Annotated in this window: 14 protein-coding genes; 10 read left to right on the forward strand and 4 right to left on the reverse strand. The window is 35.5% G+C overall.

Annotated features, from left to right (window positions below):
• The first annotated feature begins 17 nt into the window (after positions 1–17).
• Entirely contained in the window at positions 18–2339 is a 2322-nt protein-coding gene (locus PBV87_RS16050) for an ATP-binding protein (RefSeq protein WP_271012934.1), read from the forward strand.
• 85 nt (positions 2340–2424) lie between these two features.
• Positions 2425–3384 carry an RluA family pseudouridine synthase gene (locus tag PBV87_RS16055; RefSeq protein WP_271012935.1) on the forward strand — a complete coding sequence of 320 codons (960 nt, stop codon included), beginning with the start codon at positions 2425–2427 and terminating at the stop codon, positions 3382–3384.
• 72 nt (positions 3385–3456) lie between these two features.
• Here PBV87_RS16055 and PBV87_RS16060 read toward each other — a convergent pair whose 3' ends face one another.
• The gene (locus PBV87_RS16060) at positions 3457–4161 is read right to left on the reverse strand and encodes an MIP/aquaporin family protein (RefSeq protein WP_271012936.1); all 705 of its coding nucleotides are present in this window, start codon (positions 4159–4161) and stop codon (positions 3457–3459) included.
• A 47-nt stretch (positions 4162–4208) separates the two neighbouring features.
• Positions 4209–5699 carry a glycerol kinase GlpK gene (gene glpK, locus PBV87_RS16065; protein ID WP_053985900.1) on the reverse strand — a complete coding sequence of 497 codons (1491 nt, stop codon included), beginning with the start codon at positions 5697–5699 and terminating at the stop codon, positions 4209–4211.
• 247 nt (positions 5700–5946) lie between these two features.
• On the opposite strand from glpK, the gene PBV87_RS16070 reads away from it, so the two are divergent.
• The 4 genes from PBV87_RS16070 (at position 5947) to PBV87_RS16085 (ending at position 9776) form a co-directional block, all read left to right on the forward strand.
• Positions 5947–6513: a glycerol-3-phosphate responsive antiterminator gene (locus PBV87_RS16070; RefSeq protein WP_053985899.1), complete on the forward strand. Its 567-nt coding sequence runs from the start codon at positions 5947–5949 to the stop codon at positions 6511–6513.
• A gap of 195 nt (positions 6514–6708) precedes the next feature.
• Positions 6709–8169 (forward strand): NAD(P)/FAD-dependent oxidoreductase, encoded by a 1461-nt coding sequence (locus tag PBV87_RS16075; protein ID WP_271012937.1) that lies wholly within the window; start codon positions 6709–6711, stop codon positions 8167–8169.
• Positions 8162–9418 (forward strand): NAD(P)/FAD-dependent oxidoreductase, encoded by a 1257-nt coding sequence (locus PBV87_RS16080; protein ID WP_271012938.1) that lies wholly within the window; start codon positions 8162–8164, stop codon positions 9416–9418. Before PBV87_RS16075 ends, PBV87_RS16080 begins: the two co-directional genes overlap by 8 nt.
• A 10-nt stretch (positions 9419–9428) precedes the next feature.
• Entirely contained in the window at positions 9429–9776 is a 348-nt protein-coding gene (locus tag PBV87_RS16085) for a DUF1667 domain-containing protein (protein ID WP_053985896.1), read from the forward strand.
• Positions 9777–10158: 382 nt separating this feature from the next.
• Here PBV87_RS16085 and PBV87_RS16090 read toward each other — a convergent pair whose 3' ends face one another.
• A complete protein-coding gene (locus PBV87_RS16090; RefSeq protein WP_271012939.1) occupies positions 10159–10809 on the reverse strand; it encodes a GNAT family N-acetyltransferase in 651 nt (216 codons plus the stop codon).
• 378 nt (positions 10810–11187) lie between these two features.
• Between PBV87_RS16090 and PBV87_RS16095 the strand changes: the two genes are divergently transcribed.
• The 4 genes from PBV87_RS16095 to PBV87_RS16110 all read left to right on the forward strand — a co-directional run bounded on the left by PBV87_RS16095 (position 11188) and on the right by PBV87_RS16110 (position 19931).
• Entirely contained in the window at positions 11188–15573 is a 4386-nt protein-coding gene (locus PBV87_RS16095; RefSeq protein WP_271012940.1) for a PolC-type DNA polymerase III, read from the forward strand.
• Between the two features lie 166 nt (positions 15574–15739).
• Complete coding sequence (locus PBV87_RS16100; protein ID WP_271012941.1) at positions 15740–16240, forward strand: hypothetical protein; 501 nt, start codon at positions 15740–15742, stop codon at positions 16238–16240.
• A 215-nt stretch (positions 16241–16455) separates the two neighbouring features.
• A complete protein-coding gene (locus tag PBV87_RS16105; RefSeq protein WP_271012942.1) occupies positions 16456–18180 on the forward strand; it encodes an ABC transporter ATP-binding protein in 1725 nt (574 codons plus the stop codon).
• Positions 18181–18182: 2 nt separating this feature from the next.
• Complete coding sequence (locus tag PBV87_RS16110) at positions 18183–19931, forward strand: ABC transporter ATP-binding protein (protein WP_271012943.1); 1749 nt, start codon at positions 18183–18185, stop codon at positions 19929–19931.
• A gap of 83 nt (positions 19932–20014) precedes the next feature.
• Here the strand turns inward: PBV87_RS16110 and PBV87_RS16115 are convergent, their stop codons facing one another.
• Entirely contained in the window at positions 20015–20902 is an 888-nt protein-coding gene (locus PBV87_RS16115; RefSeq protein WP_271012944.1) for an alpha/beta hydrolase, read from the reverse strand.
• Between the last annotated feature and the right edge of the window lie 68 nt (positions 20903–20970).

The following is a 20970-nucleotide window of genomic DNA, read 5'->3' on the forward strand; positions in this document are numbered from 1 at the left end:
CACATTAAGGAGACAGTATGAAACAGTTTTTAAATACACTAGAAGACAGTATGTGCATATTAGATATTAATAAAAAGCTTATGTACTTAAATAAGGCCTCCCAAGAAAGTATAGGTTATGTAAATAAGTTAATAGATATGCAGATATTAGAGTACAAAATTGTGTTTGATAAAGAACAAATACATTTATATATAAAGAATAGTGAAGGTAAGTGGAAGTCAGGAAGATTACAAACATATGAAATCACTATTGAAGAGGAGCAATGTTTCTTAGGTAAAATTCAATGGAGTGATATACTAGATAAAAAGAAAAAAGCTCAGTTGTTAGAAGCGTTCTTAGAGAATCTTAACCAAAGTGTTTGCATTAAAGATAAGCTAGGTAATTATATCTATGCAAATAGGCATTATCGTGAGAGGATCAATGCTACAGAAGATGAAATAATGGGAAAAAGAGATGAGAATTATTGGGGCGAACAATACAGTGCATTTTTTAAAGAGAGTGATGATTATACTTTAGAAACAAATATGGAATGTGTTATTGAGGAAAAAGTAGTTGAAGAAGAAAAATATTTTGAAACAACGAAATTTCCTATTGTACATGAGGATACTTACATAGGTGTTTTAATTAAAGATATAACACTTCAAAAAATATTATATAGCCAATTAGTGAGGGATCAATCAGAGAATAATCATTTATCAAAATTGTATCATACGGTCAAAAGTTTAAAAGAATATTTTAAGACGAATCAAGTAAATATATGGCTTTATAACCAAGAAAAGGAGTGTATAACACCTTGCTTTAATATAGAAAGGATTCAGAAAGAATTTGAGGGGCATATAGATTTACCATTATCAAAGCATCAAGCAGAAAGGATTAAAAATGGAGGAGAGGTTGTTGTTAGGACCAATACGTTTCCATTTAGACGAAACAATATTAGGTTAGATCAAACAAAACCTATTTTTTATACGTTATATTATCCTATTGTATATGAAAATAAATTATTAGGGTTATTAAATATTGTATTAGATAAAGAACCTAAACAGTTTGTTGTGAAAAATTATTATATGAACAGCATATGTCAGCATATTGCTATTATCTTGGCGACACAACATCTAAGCAATCAACTGCAAAAAGAATGTGAGCAAAGAATTAATATTGAAGAAGATTTGAGAAAGATTGTAAGTATTGTTACGGACCTTATTATAGTAGTAGATACAGAAGGCTACTTTAAATGGGGAAATGAAGGCTGTAAGCAAATATTAGGGTGGAATGAAGAAGAATTTCTACATATGAAATGGCAAGACATGATTCATCCAGATGATTATGAAAATGCAAAGAGTAAACAAAAAAAATGGATTCAATATGGTAAACAAGAACCTTGTATCAACCGGTATCAATGTAGAGATGGAAGTTATAAGTGGCTTAGATGGGATGGCTACTATAAAAAGGCAAGTGATACGTTTATTGCTACAGCTAAAGATATTACTTATGAGATAGAGTTAGAAATGAAAGAAAAGTTAGCAAAAGAGGTACTTCAAATAGAAAAATTGCGAAATGAATTCTTTGCTAATCTATCTCATGAATTTAAGACACCTCTTACTCTTATTATGTCTGCTTTGCAAATGTTAGAAGGTTTTATGAATGATTCATTAGAAGATCAATCATTAACAACTAAATATGTAGGTATTATGAGACAAAATAGTTATCGGTTACTAAGGTTAGTCAATAACCTTATTGATGTTACTAAAATTGATGCAGGATACTATGAAGTAACAATGCATAATTATAATATTATTAATGTAGTAGAAGAAATTGTCATGTCGGTGGCAGAGTATGCAAAAAATCAAGAGATAGAAATTATATTTGATACAGAAGTAGAAGAAGAAGTCATTGCTTGTGACCCTGAGAAGATAGAAAGAATCATACTTAATTTACTTTCTAATGCACTTAAGTACACTTTGGGAGAAGGGAGAATTCAAGTAAGTATAGAAGTAGGCACAAAAGACGTACTTATTATAGTACAAGATAATGGGATAGGTATTCCAGCTGAAAAGGTTCCTTATATTTTTGAACGTTTTGTACAAGTAAATGATGTTTTAACGAGACATTGTGAAGGAAGTGGTATAGGGTTATCACTTGTGAAGTCTCTAGTAGAACTTCATGAAGGAACAATAGATGTAGAAAGTAGTCTAGGAGAGGGAACAAGATTTGAAATAAGATTACCTCGCATACAAAAAGCTGGAGAAGAATTATTAATAGAAAATATAGATGATTGTCAAATGAGTCAAAGAAGAATTGAAAAATGCCATATAGAGTTTTCGGATATTTATAAGATATAACTTTTACAGTAACCTTTTGAAACTATGATATAATTTAATTATTAAATGACTATACTTTGATTAGAACAAAAGAGTAGGAGAAGAAATGACACGAAGGTTACAATATAAGATACAAAAACAACATAATGGCAAGAGTATTGGGATGTTTTTAAAGGAAAAGGAGTACTCAAGAGCAGTTGTTATAGAACTTAAGAAAACACAAGCAGGCATTAAAAGAAATGGTACTTGGGCAGGTGTAAATGAAATTATAAAAACAGGGGATATTCTAGAGATTTGTTTAGCAGAACAGGCATATTCTGAAAATATTGTTCCTAAGAAAGGTAGATTAAATATTTTGTATGAGGATGAAGATATTCTTGTAGTTAATAAACCTTATGATACACCTATCCACCCATCAGTTAATAATTATGATAATACTTTGGCAAATGCCATCAGCTATTACTACCATCAGCAGAATAGACCTTATATATTTCGCTGTATTAACCGATTAGATCGTGATACTACAGGCGTAACCATTATTGCAAAGAACTTGCTTAGTGGAAGTATTCTATCAAGGCGAATGAAAGAACACCATTTAAGTAGAATCTATGTAGCGTTTGTAGAAGGTATTACAGAAGAAGAAGGTACCATTGATCTACCTATTGGAAGAATGGAAGATAGTATCATTAAAAGAAAAGTAGATAAAAAAGAGGGTAAGAGTGCAGTAACTCATTATCGTAGACTCGAAGTATTTCAAATAGAGGGGCAAGCAGTATCGGTTGTTGCATTACAACTAGAGACAGGACGTACCCATCAAATACGGGTGCATATGTCTGCTATAGACCATCCTCTTCTTGGAGATTTTTTATACAATGAGAATAATCACATGCTTACAAGACAAGGGTTACATGCTGCTTATTGTGCCTTTTATCATCCTATCACAGGAGAATATATGAAAATAGCGGCACCGCTATCTCAAGATATGGAAAGACTAATACAACAAGGGCTTAATAGAAGTCAGGAAGGGTATGACTTAGAAAATAAGTTACTGGCTTTAAAATGGTAAAAAATAGGGATCACTTCATTAAATGAAGTGATCCCTATTTTTAGTTATTATAGAAATGATATCTTTGTATGATTAGAAGATTAAATTGAAGATTAAAGCAGCTACAATCCCACCACAAATTGGTGCTACAACTGGGATCCAAGCATATTTCCAGTTAGAATCCCCTTTGTTTGGAATAGGGAGAAATGCATGAGCAATTCTTGGTCCTAAGTCACGAGCAGGGTTGATTGCATAGCCTGTAGGTCCACCAAGTGTAAGACCGATTACCCAAATAACAAGACCTACAACGATAGGTGAAAGACCATCTACCATAACTGTATTACCAATACCAAGTAAGGCAAATACTAGAACGAAAGTTCCAAGGAATTCAGAGATAAAGTTACCAGTTGTACTTTCGATAGCAGGACCTGTTGCAAAGCAACCAAGTTTAGCGCCTTTGTCATCAGTTTCTTTCCAGTGTGGAAGATAGTGAAGGTATACAAGACAAGCACCTAAGATGGCACCTAGCATTTGAGCAATGATATACATTGGTACATCTGCCCAAGCAAAGTTACCGATTGATGCATTTGCAAGTGTAACAGCAGGATTGAAGTGAGCCCCACTAATAGGTCCAAAGATATATACAGGAATTGCTACGGCTAATGCCCAACCAGTAGCAATAACAATCCACCCACCATCTTTACCTTTTGATTTGTTAAGAGATACGTTTGCTACAACACCATTCCCTAAAAGGATAAGAAGAGCCGTTCCTAAAAATTCCGCAAGAAATGTTGACATATTAATTCCCCCAGTTTATTAAATTATTTATTTGATTAATTTGCTTATTAGTTTGCCCAGCCAAGTGAGTGACCAACAGCACGATGCCAACCTTCAAGGAGTTCATTTTGTTTTTCTTCAGCCATTTTTGGTTTGAATGTTTTAGAGATAGCCCAGTTGTTGCGAGCATCTTCAAGATCTTTCCAGTAGCCTACAGCAAGACCTGCAAGATAAGCTGCACCAAGAGCAGTTGTTTCAATAACTTCTGGACGTTGTACAGGTACCCCTAAAATATCTGTTTGGAATTGCATTAAGAAGTTATTTGCGCAAGCACCGCCATCAACTTTAAGTGTTTTAAGTTCGATACCAGAGTCTTCTTGCATTGCTTTTAATACATCAAATGTTTGATATGCTAAAGATTCAAGAGTAGCACGGATGAAGTGTTCTTTTTTAACACCACGTGTTAAGCCTAAGATCGCACCTCTAGCGTATTGATCCCAATATGGAGCCCCAAGTCCTGTAAATGCAGGAACAACATAGACACCATTTGTATCAGGCACAGCTTTTGCATAAGTTTCTGTATGTGATGCATGATCAATAATACGTAATTCATCACGTAACCACTGGATAGCAGCACCAGCCATAAATACGCTGCCTTCAAGAGCATATTCAACTTTATCACCAATACCCCAAGCGATAGTTGTTAAAAGGCCGTTTCTAGATTCAATAGCTTGCCCTCCTGTGTTCATAAGCAAGAAGCAACCTGTACCGTATGTATTTTTTGCAGTACCTGGTTCAAAGCATGTTTGACCAAATAAAGCAGCTTGTTGGTCACCAGCAGCTCCAGCAATAGGAATTTCACCACCTAAAAGTGAAGGATCAGACATGCCGTATACACAGCTTGATGGTTTAACTTCTGGTAACATACAAAGTGGAATATTTAATTTTTCTAAGATTTCTTTATCCCATTCTAAGGTGTGGATGTTGAATAACATTGTACGTGATGCATTAGAGTAGTCTGTAACATGTACAGCACCTTTTGTAAGGTTCCAAATAAGCCAAGTATCGATTGTACCAAAGAGAAGGTCGCCTTTTTCAGCACGTTCCCTTGCACCTTCTACATGATCTAAAATCCATTTTACTTTTGTGCCAGAGAAATAAGCATCCATAATAAGACCTGTTTTAGCTTTTACGATTTGATCAAAGCCCTCAGCTTTTAATTCATCGCAAATATTAGATGTACGACGGCATTGCCATACAATCGCATTGTAAACTGGAGCCCCTGTGTGTCTATCCCATACAACAGTTGTTTCGCGTTGATTTGTGATACCAATTGCAGCAATATCACTAGCTGTAGCGTCAACATTTTGTAAAGCTTCGCGAGCTACACTAAGTTGAGTAAACCAGATTTCTTCTGGATTGTGTTCAACCCAACCTGGAGTAGGAAAGATTTGAGTAAATTCTTTCTGTGCCACACTTTCGATAAGTCCTTTCTCGTTGAAAAGAATACACCTTGAACTTGTTGTACCTTGATCTAAAGCCATAACATATTTTGCCATTGCAATTCCCCCTCGAATGGTTATTTTCTACACAAAATAAAAAAGTGCACAAAAAAACTGTTGAAGTTTTTTGTGCACTACTCTTGGTCTCTTGTGCAAAAGTTATAAATGAATTATAATTAAATAAATTTTATAAGTCAATATTGATTGCAAAAGTTAATTATTTGTCAAGTGAAATTTGAAAAGTGTATAAATTGTGGTAAAGTGATATGGAGGAAATGAGAGTATATAGAAGGGATGTTATGCGATGAATAGAACAATTATTGACCAATTAGAGGATACACCTATTGTAGCAGCTATAAAGGATGACAATGGACTTGAAAAATGCTTAACTTCTTCAAGCCAAGTAGTTTTTGTTTTATATGGAGATATTTGCAATATAGGGGGAATCGTTAAACGTTTAAAAGATCATGGGAAAACTGTAATGGTTCATTTAGACTTAGTAGAAGGATTAGAAGCAAAGAGTGTTAGTGTAAAGTTTTTAAAAGAAAATACTTTATTAGATGGGATTATCTCTACGAAGATTGCTGTAATTAAAGCGGCTAAGAAACAAGGCTTAGCAACAGTAATGCGATTCTTTGCTTTAGATTCTATGTCTTTAGAGGGGATAAAGAAACTTGTAGAGCCAGATCTTATTGATTTTATTGAGATTTTACCAGGGGTAGCGCCAAAGATTATTGGTAAGCTAGTAGCAGAGATAGATATTCCTCTTATTGCAGGTGGATTAATTGCAGACAAAGAAGACGTTATAGGAGTATTGCAAAGTGGTGCAATAGCTATTTCTACAACCAATCAAAAAGTTTGGGAAATGTAAAGTTGGACGATATACATATAATGTTTGTTAAATTTTAAATAAAATTGACAAATACAACTAAATTAGATATGATAAAGATAATTCAATACATGATAGCAGAGAAAAAGAGTAATGCTAAACAGGGATATAATACCTTTGTTTGCGTTGCTCTTTTTTTGCTTTTCAAAAACAAGTTTTATAGAGGAGGCATTAACGATGTATGATGTAATAATAATTGGAGCGGGCGTATGTGGGGCAAGTATTGCAAGAGAACTTTCAAAATATGAGGTAAATGTAGCAGTTGTAGAAAAAAATAATGATCTTGCATCAGGCACAACAAAAGCTAATAGTGGAATTGTACATGCGGGCTATGATCCAGAACCTGGCACACTTATGGCAAAATACAATGTAGAAGGCAACAAGTTGATTGAAGTGTTATGCAAAGACCTGGATGTTCCATATAAAAAAGTGGGTTCTTTAGTACTAGCTTTTGACGAAAAAGATTTATTACATCTACAAAAGCTTTATGAAAGAGGCGTGGAAAATGGAGTTCCAGGCTTAAAGCTTCTAACTAAAGAAGAAGTATTAGAAAAAGAGCCATCTATTAATAAAGAGATACACGGTGCCCTTTATGCACCATCTGCTGGGGTAGTAGGACCTTATGAACTTGCTATAGCTCTTATGGATAATGCAGTAGAAAATGGCACAAAAGTATTCCTTAACCATGAAGTTGTAAATATCCATCAAGAACAAGATAAGTTTAAAGTAGAAGTGAAAACTGCAAAAGAAACAAAAGTAATGGAAGCACGCTATGTCATTAATGCAGCAGGACTTCATGCAGATGATGTTTACAATATGATTGAGCCTACTGATTTTCATATTATAGCTAATAAAGGACAGTATTACCTTTTAGATCAAGCACAAGGTGGACTTGTAAGTCATGTTATTTTCCAATGTCCAACAGCAAAGGGGAAAGGGGTATTAGTTTCTCCAACAGCCCATGGCAATCTTATTATAGGACCAGATGCTGCAGATGCAAGTGCCAAACATGATGTAGCAACCTCACAAGGTGGATTAGATTATGTAAGACAAATGGCTGCACTTACATGTAGTAACATTGTATATAGAGATAATATTCGTAACTTCTCAGGAAATCGTGCATTAACTAATCGTGATGAATTTATTATAGGACCAGCAAAAACCAATGCACATTTCATCAACGTTGCAGGGATTAAATCACCTGGTTTAACATCAGCACCGGCAATTGCAGTAGATATTGTAAAAATGCTTGAAGATAGTGGACTTAGCTTAGCAGCAAAAGCAGAATTTAAAGGTACAAGAAAAGTAAAGTCTTTAGAGAAACTTACAAAAGAGGAGTTACAAGCATTAATCAAAGAAAATCCAGCTTATGGACGTATCATTTGTCGTTGCGAAAAGATTACAGAAGGTGAAATTGTTGAGGCCATTCATTCACCAGTACCAGCAACTACAGTAGAAGCGGTTAAAAGACGTGTACGTGCAGGGGCAGGAAGATGCCAAGGTGGTTTCTGCTCACCTAAGGTTGTTGAGATTATTGCAAGAGAACTTAACATACCATTAGAAGCAGTAAGACAAGAAGACTTAGATTCTTATATCTTAATTGGTAAAACTAACAAAGGGGGCGTTGACCATGAATAATAGAAATTATGAACTTGTTGTTATTGGTGGTGGACCAGCAGGTCTTGCAGCAGCTTATAAAGCTTATGAAACAGGCGTGAAAAGTATCTTGATTATTGAAAGAGATAAAGAACTTGGCGGGATTTTAAATCAATGCATACATAATGGATTTGGTTTACACTACTTCAAAGAGCAGTTAACAGGTCCAGAGTATGCACAAAAATTCATTCATATGTTAGAAGATACAACAGTAGAAGTCATGACAGATACAATGGTACTTGAACTTACTCAAGATAAACGTATTTATGCAATGAATAGTACAGAAGGGTATATGGAAATTCAGGCAAAAGCAGTTGTCCTAGCAATGGGATGTCGAGAGAGAACAAGAGGTGCCATTGCCATTCCTGGTGATAGACCAGCAGGAATCTTTACAGCAGGTACAGCACAACGCTATGTGAATATGGAAGGCCAAATGGTAGGTAAACGTGTTGTAATCCTTGGATCTGGAGACATTGGACTAATTATGGCAAGACGTATGACATTAGAAGGTGCGAAAGTACTAGCAGTTGTTGAGCTAATGCCATATTCAAATGGATTAAGCCGTAATATTGTACAATGCTTAGAGGATTTTGATATTCCATTATACTTATCTCACACTGTAACAGGTGTAGAAGGTAAATCACGTCTTGAAAAAGTTATTGTAAGTCAGGTAGATGAAAATAGAAGACCAATAAAAGGTACAGAAATGACGTTTGATTGTGACACGCTTCTTTTATCCGTTGGACTGATTCCAGAAAACGAAGTCACTAAGTCTGCCAATATTACTATTGATCCACGTACAAATGGAGCCGTTGTATATGAAGATATGCAAACAGAATGTGAAGGAATCTTTGCGTGTGGGAATGCACTTCATGTACATGACCTTGTTGACTTTGTAACCAAAGAAAGTATGCGTGCAGGTGAATCAGCAGCCAAGTATATTGGGTCACACTATACACATTCAAATCAAGTCATCACCCTCAAAAATGGTAATTGCATTAACTATACAGTACCACAGAAGGTAGAATACGATAGAGTAGGTAACTTTGTAGAATTATTCTTTAGAGTCAATCAAGTACTTCATGATGTGAATATTGTTGTAAAAGCAGGTGATGAAGTGATTACAACAGCTAAACGTGAACACATGTTACCAGCGGAAATGGAACGCTTAGTATTACCTAAGAAGCTTTTAAAACCAGAGTATAATGAAATCCAAATTGAGATTAATTGAGGTGAAGAAAATGGAAAGACAACTTATTTGTATTGTATGTCCTAAAGGTTGTAGATTAACTGTATCAGGTGAAGAAACATTAAGTGTAACAGGCAATACTTGCCCAAAAGGTGCTGAATATGGTGTAAAGGAAGTAACTGCTCCAACACGTGTTGTTACTTCAACAGTAAAAATAGAAGGTTCCATTCATCCAACTTTGCCTGTTAAAACCAATGGAGATATTCCAAAGCAAATGATACCGGAATGTATGGAAGTGATTAATAGCTTAACTGTTCAATCACCAGTTAAGATGGGTGACGTACTTGTTGCTGACTTACTAGGTACTGGAGTTGAACTTGTAGCTTCAAGAGATCAATAAATATGGGGGGATAAGTGAGGGCTAGAGGCAATCTTATTGTATTCCAACTTCTAGTCCTCGCCTTTTAAGAGAGGCTAAGTTCATTTCATCAAACTAACGGTCAAAACTCGGAAAAGAAGTTCACTTTTCCTCAAACATTTCCCTAAAACCAGTTTGCTTCCATTCACTAAACCTCTCTAAAAAGTCTGTGGAGAAAGTCTCCATACAATAGCTTACCTACATCCCATCACTTAGTAAACTGCACCGACGAAGACAATATTGATGATATAGCAAAAAATTAGCCTTACCCCAACGATAGTGGAGTAGGGCTAATTCAAGTAAACAAATAACTATTTTATTAGTTATAAGGATAATTATTTAATTTCTATTATCCTTGTAACACTTAGTAATCCATTTTATCAATTTCAGCTACTGCCTGTTCAAATACTCCCTGACATTCTTTTACTTCCTTTTTGAGCTGTGGAAATTTTGCATCAAAGATATCAAGTCCGCTTTCCCCTGGCTCCAACGCCTCACTAAAATAAACGACACCTTTTTTTATATCATCCAGATAATTATCCTTTAATGGAAGTGCCATAATGCCAGTGTAGTAATTCCCATCTTCTAAAGCAATATTATATTTTTTTGCTCCCACAAAACCGTATGGTTTGTAATGATATGGAAAACCACCTATAATTATTGCTCCATAATCCTGTAGCTTTGCTTGGTCTATAGAATGAGAGATTAACATTCTCCCAAATCCTTGGCGATGAAAATCAGGTCTAATACTAACTGGACCAAATGTAATGGTTTTGTATTCTGTTCCGTCTAAATCAACAACTTTTGAGTGGCTATAAAAAATACTTCCGATAACCTCACCTGCCCTTTCAAGAACAAAGCAAAGTTCAGGAATAAAATCCTTGTGATTTCTCAATTTATGAATCAGAAAGTGCTCATTACAACCAGGTGTATATAAATTCCAAAATGCATCCCGAGTTATTTTTTCAACTAAAAAGCGTTCTTCTTCCTTTTCATTTCTAATGGTAATCTTCATGTGCAATTCCTCCAAGTATACAAACTTCCTAATATTTGATTACTATATTTGCTTTATGCATATAGTATATGTTCATATTTAATTTTAACTCTTTAAAACAAATTATAAATACTATCAACCAAACAAATATCTAATTGTTTTATGTAGATTTATTATTAGTATTATAACAAGATTTATTGATTAATAATAATATTTAGGTATTTTCATACTTTTGCTTATTGAATTCAATATTTGTTTTTTAAACACAGAGAGGCTTTAATGTGAAGCCATTCTGTGTTTTATTATTTGTTCCCCCAAAATAGAAGGGGAATCTTCCTTGTTATTTGTAGCAAACAATTATAAAATAGGTATATTGAAAAAAATTGTGGAGGAGAGAGCATGAGTCAAGATACAGAAGTAAGAAGCTTTTTTGAAGTATTGCCAGAACTTAAAGTAGACGACAAGCTTCATCAGCTTTTTCGTGACATAGTGGTAGACAAAGTTGTTTTTGATAATGCTACCACCACACTAGCCATTCATATGAGAAGTAGGCAGATTGTTCATTTTGCTCAGATTGAGAAAATGCAAGATGCTATTAAAAATAAACTATTTCCAACAACAGATTTAACTGTGCGACTTAACCAACAATATGTGCTGTCAGAACAGTATACATTGAAATATTTAGTTCAGGAGTACAAAAGTAGTTTACTTCACGAAATAGGTTCACAAAGTGAAATGTTTTCTGCTTTAATGCGTTTATCTGAATGGGAAGTAGAAGGTGATACATTAACCGTTACATTAGATAACAGTTTATTTGCAAGACGACGTTCAGAAGATATTAAGAAGCAACTTCATGATATTTTTATGAATCGTTTTAGCATGAATGCACAAATTATATTTGAGTTTAGAGCATTCTCTAACAATACACTTATGGAAGAGAATGAAAACAAGCTAGCAAGAGAGGTGCATACTGTTATGGGTAATGTAAGACAAACACCAAAATGTGACGAAGAGCAACCCAAAAAACAAGAAGAAGAGAAAAAGCCAGCACCAAAGAAATATACCAAACAGCCAGCTGACCCAGATGTATTTTATGGACGTTCTTGCGATGGTGAAGTGACAAACATTGATGAAATTCAAGATGAAATCGGTGAAGTTGTTATCCAAGGACAAATTGTTGGTATGGATACCCGTGAGATTCGTATGGAAAAAACAATCATTATGTTTGATATTACGGACTTTACAGATACCATTACAGTGAAGCTTTTTGTGAAGAATGAAGACCTTCCAGAGATTATGGGTAACTTGAAAAAAGGTGGTTTCTACCGTATTAAAGGTATGGCGATTTTAGATAAGTATGATAGAGAAGTAGGTATTGGTTCTGTACAAGGGATTAAGCCTATTGCAGATTTTACAACAAAGCGTATGGATATGAGTGAAGAAAAACGTGTAGAACTTCACTTACACACAATGATGAGTGATATGGATAGTGTTGTAGACATTAAGAAGATGATCAACCGTGCCAAATCATGGGGGATGCCAGCCATAGCGATTACAGACCATGGTTGTTTACAAGCCTTCCCTATTGCCAACCACTGTGTATCTAAGGATGAACCTTTTAAAATTATCTATGGTGTAGAAGCCTACTTTGTAGATGATTTAAAAGAGATGATTATTAACTCAAAGAATCAAAGTTTACGTGAAAGCTATGTAGTCTTTGACTTAGAGACAACAGGATTTAGTGCACATCAAAATCGTATTATTGAGATTGGGGCAGTAAAGGTTGTAAATGGTAAAGTCGTTGATCAGTTTAGTGAGTTTGTCAATCCAGAAGTTCCTATCCCTTATGAAATTGAGAACTTAACAGGGATCAATGATAGTATGGTTATGGGCTCACCGACTATAGAAGTTATCTTACCTAAGTTTATGGATTTCTGTGAAGGTAGTATTATGGTTGCTCACAATGCTGACTTTGATATGAGCTTTATTAAGGCGAATGCAGATAGACAAGGATTAACTTGTGAATACACGGTTCTAGATACTGTTGCTTTAGCACGTGTTTTAATGCCACACTTAGGGAATTTTAAGTTAAATAATATTGCTAAACACTTATGTATTAGTCTAGAAAATCACCACCGTGCAGTAGATGATGCTACTGCAACAGGGGAAATCTTTATGAAGTTTATAGAGATGCTAGAAGAAAAGGAAGTGCATACACTAGATCAAATCAATGATTTAGTAGATGTGTCACCAGATTATATTAAGAAGCTTCCAACATACCATGGGATTATTCTAGTGAAAAATGAAACGGGTCGTATTAACTTAAATCGTCTTGTTTCAGCATCTCACTTAGATTACTTCCAACGTCGTCCACGTATGCCAAAGAGTCTGATTCAAAAATACCGTGAAGGTCTTATTATAGGTTCAGCTTGTGAGGCAGGAGAGGTATTCCAAGCTATTTTACGTGAAAAGGATGAAGCTGAGATTGCACGTATTGTAAGCTTCTATGACTATTTAGAGATACAGCCAATAGGTAACAACAGTTTTATGCTTAGAAGTGATAAATATGCTGCCACAACAAACGAAGACTTAATGGACTATAACCGTAAGATTGTAGAGCTTGGAGAAAGTCATAATAAACCTGTTGTAGCAACGTGTGATGTACACTTCTTAGATCCAGAAGATGAAGTATATAGACGTATTATTATGGCAGGTAAAGGTTTTAAGGATGCTGATGACCAACCACCTCTTTATTTACGTACAACAGAAGAAATGTTAGATGAGTTCAAATATCTAGGGAAAGAGAAGGCAAGAGAAGTTGTTATTACCAATACTAACTTAATCAATGATCAGATTGAGCGGGTATCTCCTGTACTTCCAGATAAATGTCCGCCAGAGATTGCAAACTCAGATGAAACACTTAGAAGTATTTGTTATGATAAGGCCCATGAAATCTATGGACCTAATCTACCAGAAGTCGTAGTAGAGCGTCTTGAACGTGAGCTTAACTCTATTATTAGCAATGGTTTCGCTGTAATGTACATTATTGCACAGAAACTAGTATGGGATTCTAATGACCATGGTTACTTAGTAGGATCAAGGGGATCTGTAGGATCCTCATTTGCAGCAACCATGTCAGGGATTACAGAGGTTAATCCTCTTGAACCACATTATATTTGTCCAAACTGTTATTACTGTGACTTTGATTCACCAGAAGTTAAGGCTTATGCAGGAAGATCAGGATGTGATATGCCAGATAGAAAATGTCCAGAGTGTGGACATGATTTAAATAAGGAAGGACATGATATCCCATTCGAAACATTCCTTGGATTCAAAGGTGATAAAGAACCCGATATCGACCTTAACTTCTCTGGAGACTACCAAGCTAAATCACATAAATATGTAGAGGTACTCTTTGGAGAAGGAAAAGCCTTTCGTGCAGGAACCATTGGTACAATGGCAGAAAAGACAGCGCTTGCTTATGTGTTTAAATACAATGAGGAACGTGGTATCCACAAAAGACGTGCTGAGATGAGACGTATTGCTGAAGGCTGTACAGGTGTTAAACGTACAACAGGACAGCATCCAGGAGGGATTATCGTAGTACCTCATGATAGAGAAATCTATGAGTTTACAGCCATACAGCACCCTGCTAATGATACGACAACCCCAATTATTACAACTCACTTTGAGTACCACTCCATTGACCATAACTTACTCAAACTAGATATTCTAGGGCATGACGATCCAACGATTATCCGTCGCCTAGAAGATATTACAGGTATAGATGCTAAGACCATTAGGTTAGATGATCCAGCGGTTATGTCTTTATTCCACTCAACTGAAGTCCTAAAAATTAAGCCAGAAGATATAGGTGGGATTAAGTTAGGCTGTCTTGGAGTACCAGAGTTTGGTACAGACTTCGTTATCCAGATGGTACTAGATGCAAAACCACAAAGTTTCTCTGACTTAGTACGTATATCTGGACTTTCACATGGTACAGACGTGTGGCTAGGGAATGCACAAACTTTAATTGAAGAGGGTAAAGGAACCATTTCTACCGTAATCTGTACACGTGATGATATTATGACTTACCTCATTAACCAAGGGGTAGAAAAAGGGTTATCGTTCACCATCATGGAAAGTGTACGTAAAGGGAAAGGATTAAGGCCAGAATGGGAAGAAGAAATGCTTGCTCATGATGTACCAGACTGGTATATTGATTCATGTAAGAAAATCAAGTACATGTTCCCCAAAGCCCATGCGGCAGCTTACGTTATGATGGCATGGCGTATTGCTTGGTTTAAGGTATTTTATCCACTGGCTTACTACACAGCTTACTTTAGTATTAGGGCATCTGCTTTCTCTTACGAAACTATGTGCTTTGGAAAGGAACGTCTCGAGTACAATATGAAAGAGCTGCAAAGTAAAGGTAAAGAGAATCAGACTACCAAAGAGCAAGATACAATTAAAGATATGCGTCTTGTACAAGAAATGTATGCGAGAGGATTTGAGTTCGCACCTATTGAGTTAGAAATTGCACATGATAAGAACTTCCAAATCATTGATGGTAAGATTATGCCATCATTAAGTGCCATTGATGGTCTTGGTGAAAAAGCGGCAGAAGGTATTGTGAATGCCATTAAAGATGGTCCATTCCTTTCAAAAGAAGACTTTAGAAACCGTACAAAAGCAAGTAAGACCATTACAGATAAGATGTGTGAGTTAGGTATTTTACAAAACTTATCTGAATCCAACCAATTAAGTTTAGATTTATTTGCATAGGGGTATACTTAAGCCAATAAGTCTAAACGTACAGGGAAAAATTATTATCCAAACATATTGTCATGGGATAAAGTGATGCAATACAATAGTAGACAGATAAAAGTATGGCTAGGAAGCTGAAGTCTAGTAAAGCTTCCTAGGCTATGAGATAGAAAGAGGAAAGACAATGGAACACCACGTAGAAATTAGCGATTTAACTTACTATGCACCAGATTATGATTTAGAAGGCCTTATTCGTGTAGCAGATAATGTAGAAGCAGCATTTGTCCTTATGGAATATGATGACTTAGAAGGCAAATACTGCCGTAACCGTTATGATGTGATAGAGCCTCATATGAACATTGCAACCATCATAAAAGGTGTAGACCGTTATTTAGCACAAGGAGAAGAAAATGCTTTATTGGTTTCTTTTGCAGTAGATGATGGGAAGCAACTCATTGTTTTTGATGGAAGAGAGCAAAATTACAAAGGAATTGACTTAGGTGATTTAGAACTAGGCGAGAACCTTATTTATGGCTTACTTATTCGTCTAGAAGATGAGGCTTATAGATTTGAAGAAGTACTTTATCAAGATGGGGGACTTAAGAAACAATCTTGGGCAGAAAAAGTATATGATGCAGGTGAATTAACTTATTTACTTGCAGATTTCATTCAGCAGTTTATATAGAAATGAGTATATGACCAACAGTTTCTGAAACCGTACGTCGTAAGTTATTGGATACCAATAACCTACGACGTTTTTATTTATACTTAATTAAAAATTGTTTTTAAGCATGTTAAATAGATTTTAATTAAATATAAGTTTAAAAATGAAACTAAAAATGTTACCATTAATATGAAAAATACAGTGGGGTATAGTAGAGAAGAGGAGAGATGAAAAGGTTGAAAAAATTATTAGTCTATCTAAAAGATTATAAAAAAGAATGTGTACTAGCACCTTTATTTAAAATGTTAGAAGCTTCTTTTGAATTATTTGTGCCATTAGTAGTTGCTGCCATTATTGACCAAGGGATAGGGCTTAGTGATCAGGGATACATTACTAAAATGGTTGCCGTTTTAGTATTATTAGCACTCATTGGTCTTATTTGCTCTGTAACAGCCCAGTACTTTTCAGCTAAAGCTGCTGTAGGGTTTGGAACCAAGTTAAGACATTCACTTTTTGAGCATTTATTAGGGTTATCCTTTACTGAAGTAGATACAATAGGAACTTCAACAATGATTACCCGTATGACAAGTGATGTCAATCAAGCACAAAATGGTGTAAACATGGTGTTACGCCTATTTTTACGTTCACCGTTTGTTGTATTTGGCGCAATGATTATGGCATTTACTATTGATGTAAAGTCAGCCATGTTGTTTGTAGGTGCGATTATTCTTTTATCTTTTGTAGTTTTTGGGATTATGTTATTAAATATCCCAATGCTTAAGTCAGTTCAACAAAAGTTAGATGGTGTACTTGGTAGTACAAGAGAGAATCTAGCAGGTGTGCGTGTTATTCGTGCTTTTTGTAAAGAAGAAGAGGAAGTAGAAGCTTTTGCAATCAAAAATGAAGGATTAACTAAGATACAACAAAAAGCAGGAAGAATTTCTGCTTTAATGAATCCTTTTACCTATGTCATTATTAATGTGGCTATTGTCCTATTGATATGGACAGGCGCTATCCAAGTGGATCATGGTGTACTGAGCCAAGGGGAAGTGGTTGCTCTTTATAACTATATGTCTCAAATTTTAGTGGAGCTGATTAAGCTTGCAAGTTTGATCATTACCATTAATAAATCTGTAGCTTGTGGCAATCGTATTTCAGAAGTATTTGACATACAATCCAGTATGGAAGAAGGCTTAGAAAGAATCTTTGGCCAAGCTACTAAGGCACCTGTTGTTGAATTTAAAAATGTATCTTTAACTTATGAAGGTGCAGGGGAGGCTTCTTTAACAGGAATAGACTTTAGTGTACAAAGAGGCCAAACAATAGGTATTATAGGTGGAACGGGTTCAGGTAAAACATCTCTTATACATATGATTCCTAGATTTTATGATGCTACATCCGGTGAGGTCCTCATCAACGGAAAGAATGTTAAAGCTTATGCTTCAGACATTTTAAGAGATAAGATAGGGATTGTGATGCAAAAGGCAGTCCTTTTTAAAGGAGATATTGAAAGTAATATTAAATGGGGTAAAAAAGATGCGACTCATGAAGAGTTAGAAGCAGCCATTGAGATTGCACAAGGAAGTGATGTGGTTGCAAGTAAGGGCGGCTTGAAAGGGCAAATTGACCAAGCAGGGAAGAACTTATCAGGTGGGCAAAGACAGCGCATGAGTATTGCACGCGCGCTAGTGAAGAAACCTGAAATCTTAATTTTAGATGATAGTACCTCTGCATTAGACTTTGCAACAGATGCTAAACTCCGTAAAGCAATTAAAGAATTAGAGGGTAGTCCCACAGTCTTTATAGTTTCTCAAAGAGCATCTTCCATTCAATATGCTGATCAAATCATTGTATTAGATGATGGCAAGATGGTTGGTAAGGGGACACATACTGAACTTTTAGTAAACTGTGAAGTGTATAATGAGATTTATTATTCTCAATTTAAAAGAGAGGAGGCATAAGGATGAAACAAGATAAAAAAGGCCAACAAGCTATCCTTAAGAAAGTCATGCAGTATATTAAAAGATATACTAGACTGATGGCGCTTTCCATTCTACTTGCTGTTGTGATTGTTATTTTAACCCTTTATGTACCTATTTTAATAGGTAAGGCCATAGATGGTATTGTATATGGTGGTGTAGAGTTTGAAGGCATTTTAGGACACTTGGTTAACGTTGTAATCATAGTAGGTGTAACAGCTCTTGCCCAGTGGATGATGAATACGATTAATAATAAAGTGACCTATCAAGTAGTACGTGATATTCGTGAAGAAGCTTTTGATAAAATAGAGATTCTTCCACTTAAATATTTAGATGGACGCTCACAAGGTGAGATTGTAAGCCGTGTCATTACAGATGTAGACCAATTTGCAGATGGATTACTCCTCGGATTTACACAACTCTTTACAGGGGTAATGACCATTGTAGGGACACTCATCTTTATGCTTAGGATTAATGTAGGAATTACTTTTGTCGTTGTACTTGTAACGCCACTATCTCTTTTTGTAGCAAGTTTTATTGCGAAGAAAACGTACAGTATGTTCAAATTACAATCTGAAGCACGTGGTGAACAAACCGCTTTCATCGATGAGATGATAGGCAATCAAAAAGTTGTTAAAGCCTATGGCCACGAAGAAGAAGCCATGAAGCAGTTTGATGAAATTGGAGATAGACTTGCTCAATACTCTTTGCGTGCTATTTTCTTCTCATCTTTAACTAATCCTTGTACACGTTTTGTAAATAGTATTGTTTATGCTGGCGTAGCACTTACAGGCGCATTTGCAGTTATTACAGGAAAAATGACAGTGGGAGCATTATCTTGTTTCTTAAGTTATGCTAATCAATACACAAAGCCATTTAATGAAATTTCAGGCGTTGTAACAGAACTTCAAAATGCCATTGCTTGTGCAGGGCGTATCTTTGAACTTATTGAAGAAGAGCCACAAGTAGAAGAACCAGCAAATGCTATTGTATTAGAAAATGTGCAAGGAGAAGTGACTTGTAAGGATGTAAGTTTTTCTTATGTACCAGAGAAAAAACTTATTGAAAACTTTAATATTGCCATCAAGCCAGGACAAAAGGTAGCCATTGTAGGACCTACAGGCTGTGGTAAAACAACGATTATCAACTTACTCATGCGTTTTTATGATGTAGATCAAGGTGCAATTTGTGTAGAAGAAACAGATATACGTCAGATGACAAGAAAAAGTCTACGATCTAATTATGGTATGGTGCTTCAAGAAACTTGGCTCAAAAAAGGAACCATCAAAGAAAATATTATCATGGGTAAGCCAGATGCCACGGAAGAGGAAATCATTCAAGCAGCGAAAGCTTCTCATGCCCATTCCTTTATCAAACGTCTGCCTAAGGGGTATGATACGGTTATTGGTGAAGATGGCGGCATGCTTTCACAAGGGCAAAAGCAGCTTTTATGTATTACAAGAGTAATGCTTTGCAAACCACCTATGCTGATTTTAGATGAGGCTACCTCATCTATTGATACAAGAACAGAAATTCAAATTCAAAGTGCCTTCAACAAATTGATGAAAGGTAGAACAACCTTTATTGTAGCTCATCGACTTTCTACTATTCAAAATGCAGATGTGATTTTAGTGATGAAAGAGGGCGAGATTATTGAACAGGGCAACCATGAAAGCCTTTTAGAGCAAAAAGGTTTCTATGCTGAACTTTATAATAGCCAATTTGCAATATAGAATAGATCTAAAATACAAAAGCTCTCAAACTGTAATGTACTACAGCTTGAGAGCTTTTTATGTTATAAAAGGATAATTATATATTAAGTCAAATAAAGATCAAAAAAATCAAAGACTAAGTCAATATTATCAGGCGTTTGAAATTGAGATCCACCGTGACCAGCACCATCTATAAGGCGGAGATTAATAAATGTATCTGGGATGTTATACATTAATTGCTGAGAGAAGACGACAGATTGTTGATAGGGAATATTTTTATCTTTTGTACCATGTTCAATAAGAAAAGGAGGGGCTTTGCGGTTTAAGTAGGTCTCTGGATTACTTTGTTTAACTTTGCCAGGAACTTTAGTGATTTGCGCACCTAAATATAAGGATTCAAAAGAGTCAGGAGCATCATGAACTTGACCTGCAATCCCATTAATAACAAATTGAGGATCCATAGTTAAGAAGTTAATAGGTCCAAAGAAATCAACTACAGCCTGAACATTCCAAGGAACTCTAGGTGCCCCCAAGCTTGAATCTACAAAAACAGGGGTATATCCTGTTGTACCTGCTAAAGCAGCTAAATTACCACCAGAGGAAGAACCCCATAGCCCAATTTTGTCAGGATTTAAGTGATATAGAGAAGCATTTTTACGTATAAATCGGATGGCGGCATTAACATCTTGAGGAGCAGCAGGAAAAGTAGCCTCTGTACTCAAACGATAATTAATAGAGACTATGGCATAACCACGCTTAAGACCAGGTTCTAAAGCCATTTTTAATTCAATACCTTGTTTATCACCAAAACGAAAGCCACCTCCATGAATAATAATAATGACAGGATAATGGTCGCCATTTCCATTAGGTAAGAAAATATCAAGTTTTTGGGCAGGGGACTTATTTGCATAAGGGACATTGAGCCATTTACGCTTAATAGAAGAAAAATCAAAGGTTACTTGTGCTTCTTCAGGAAGAAAAGGTAAATCCATAGCATATTCCTCCAATATAAAAGTATTCATCTCATTTATATACAGATAATGACCTAGAGTATTACAAG

The sequence above is a fragment of the Holtiella tumoricola genome, assembly GCF_027857615.1.
In the GTDB taxonomy this organism is placed as follows: domain Bacteria; phylum Bacillota; class Clostridia; order Lachnospirales; family Cellulosilyticaceae; genus Holtiella; species Holtiella tumoricola.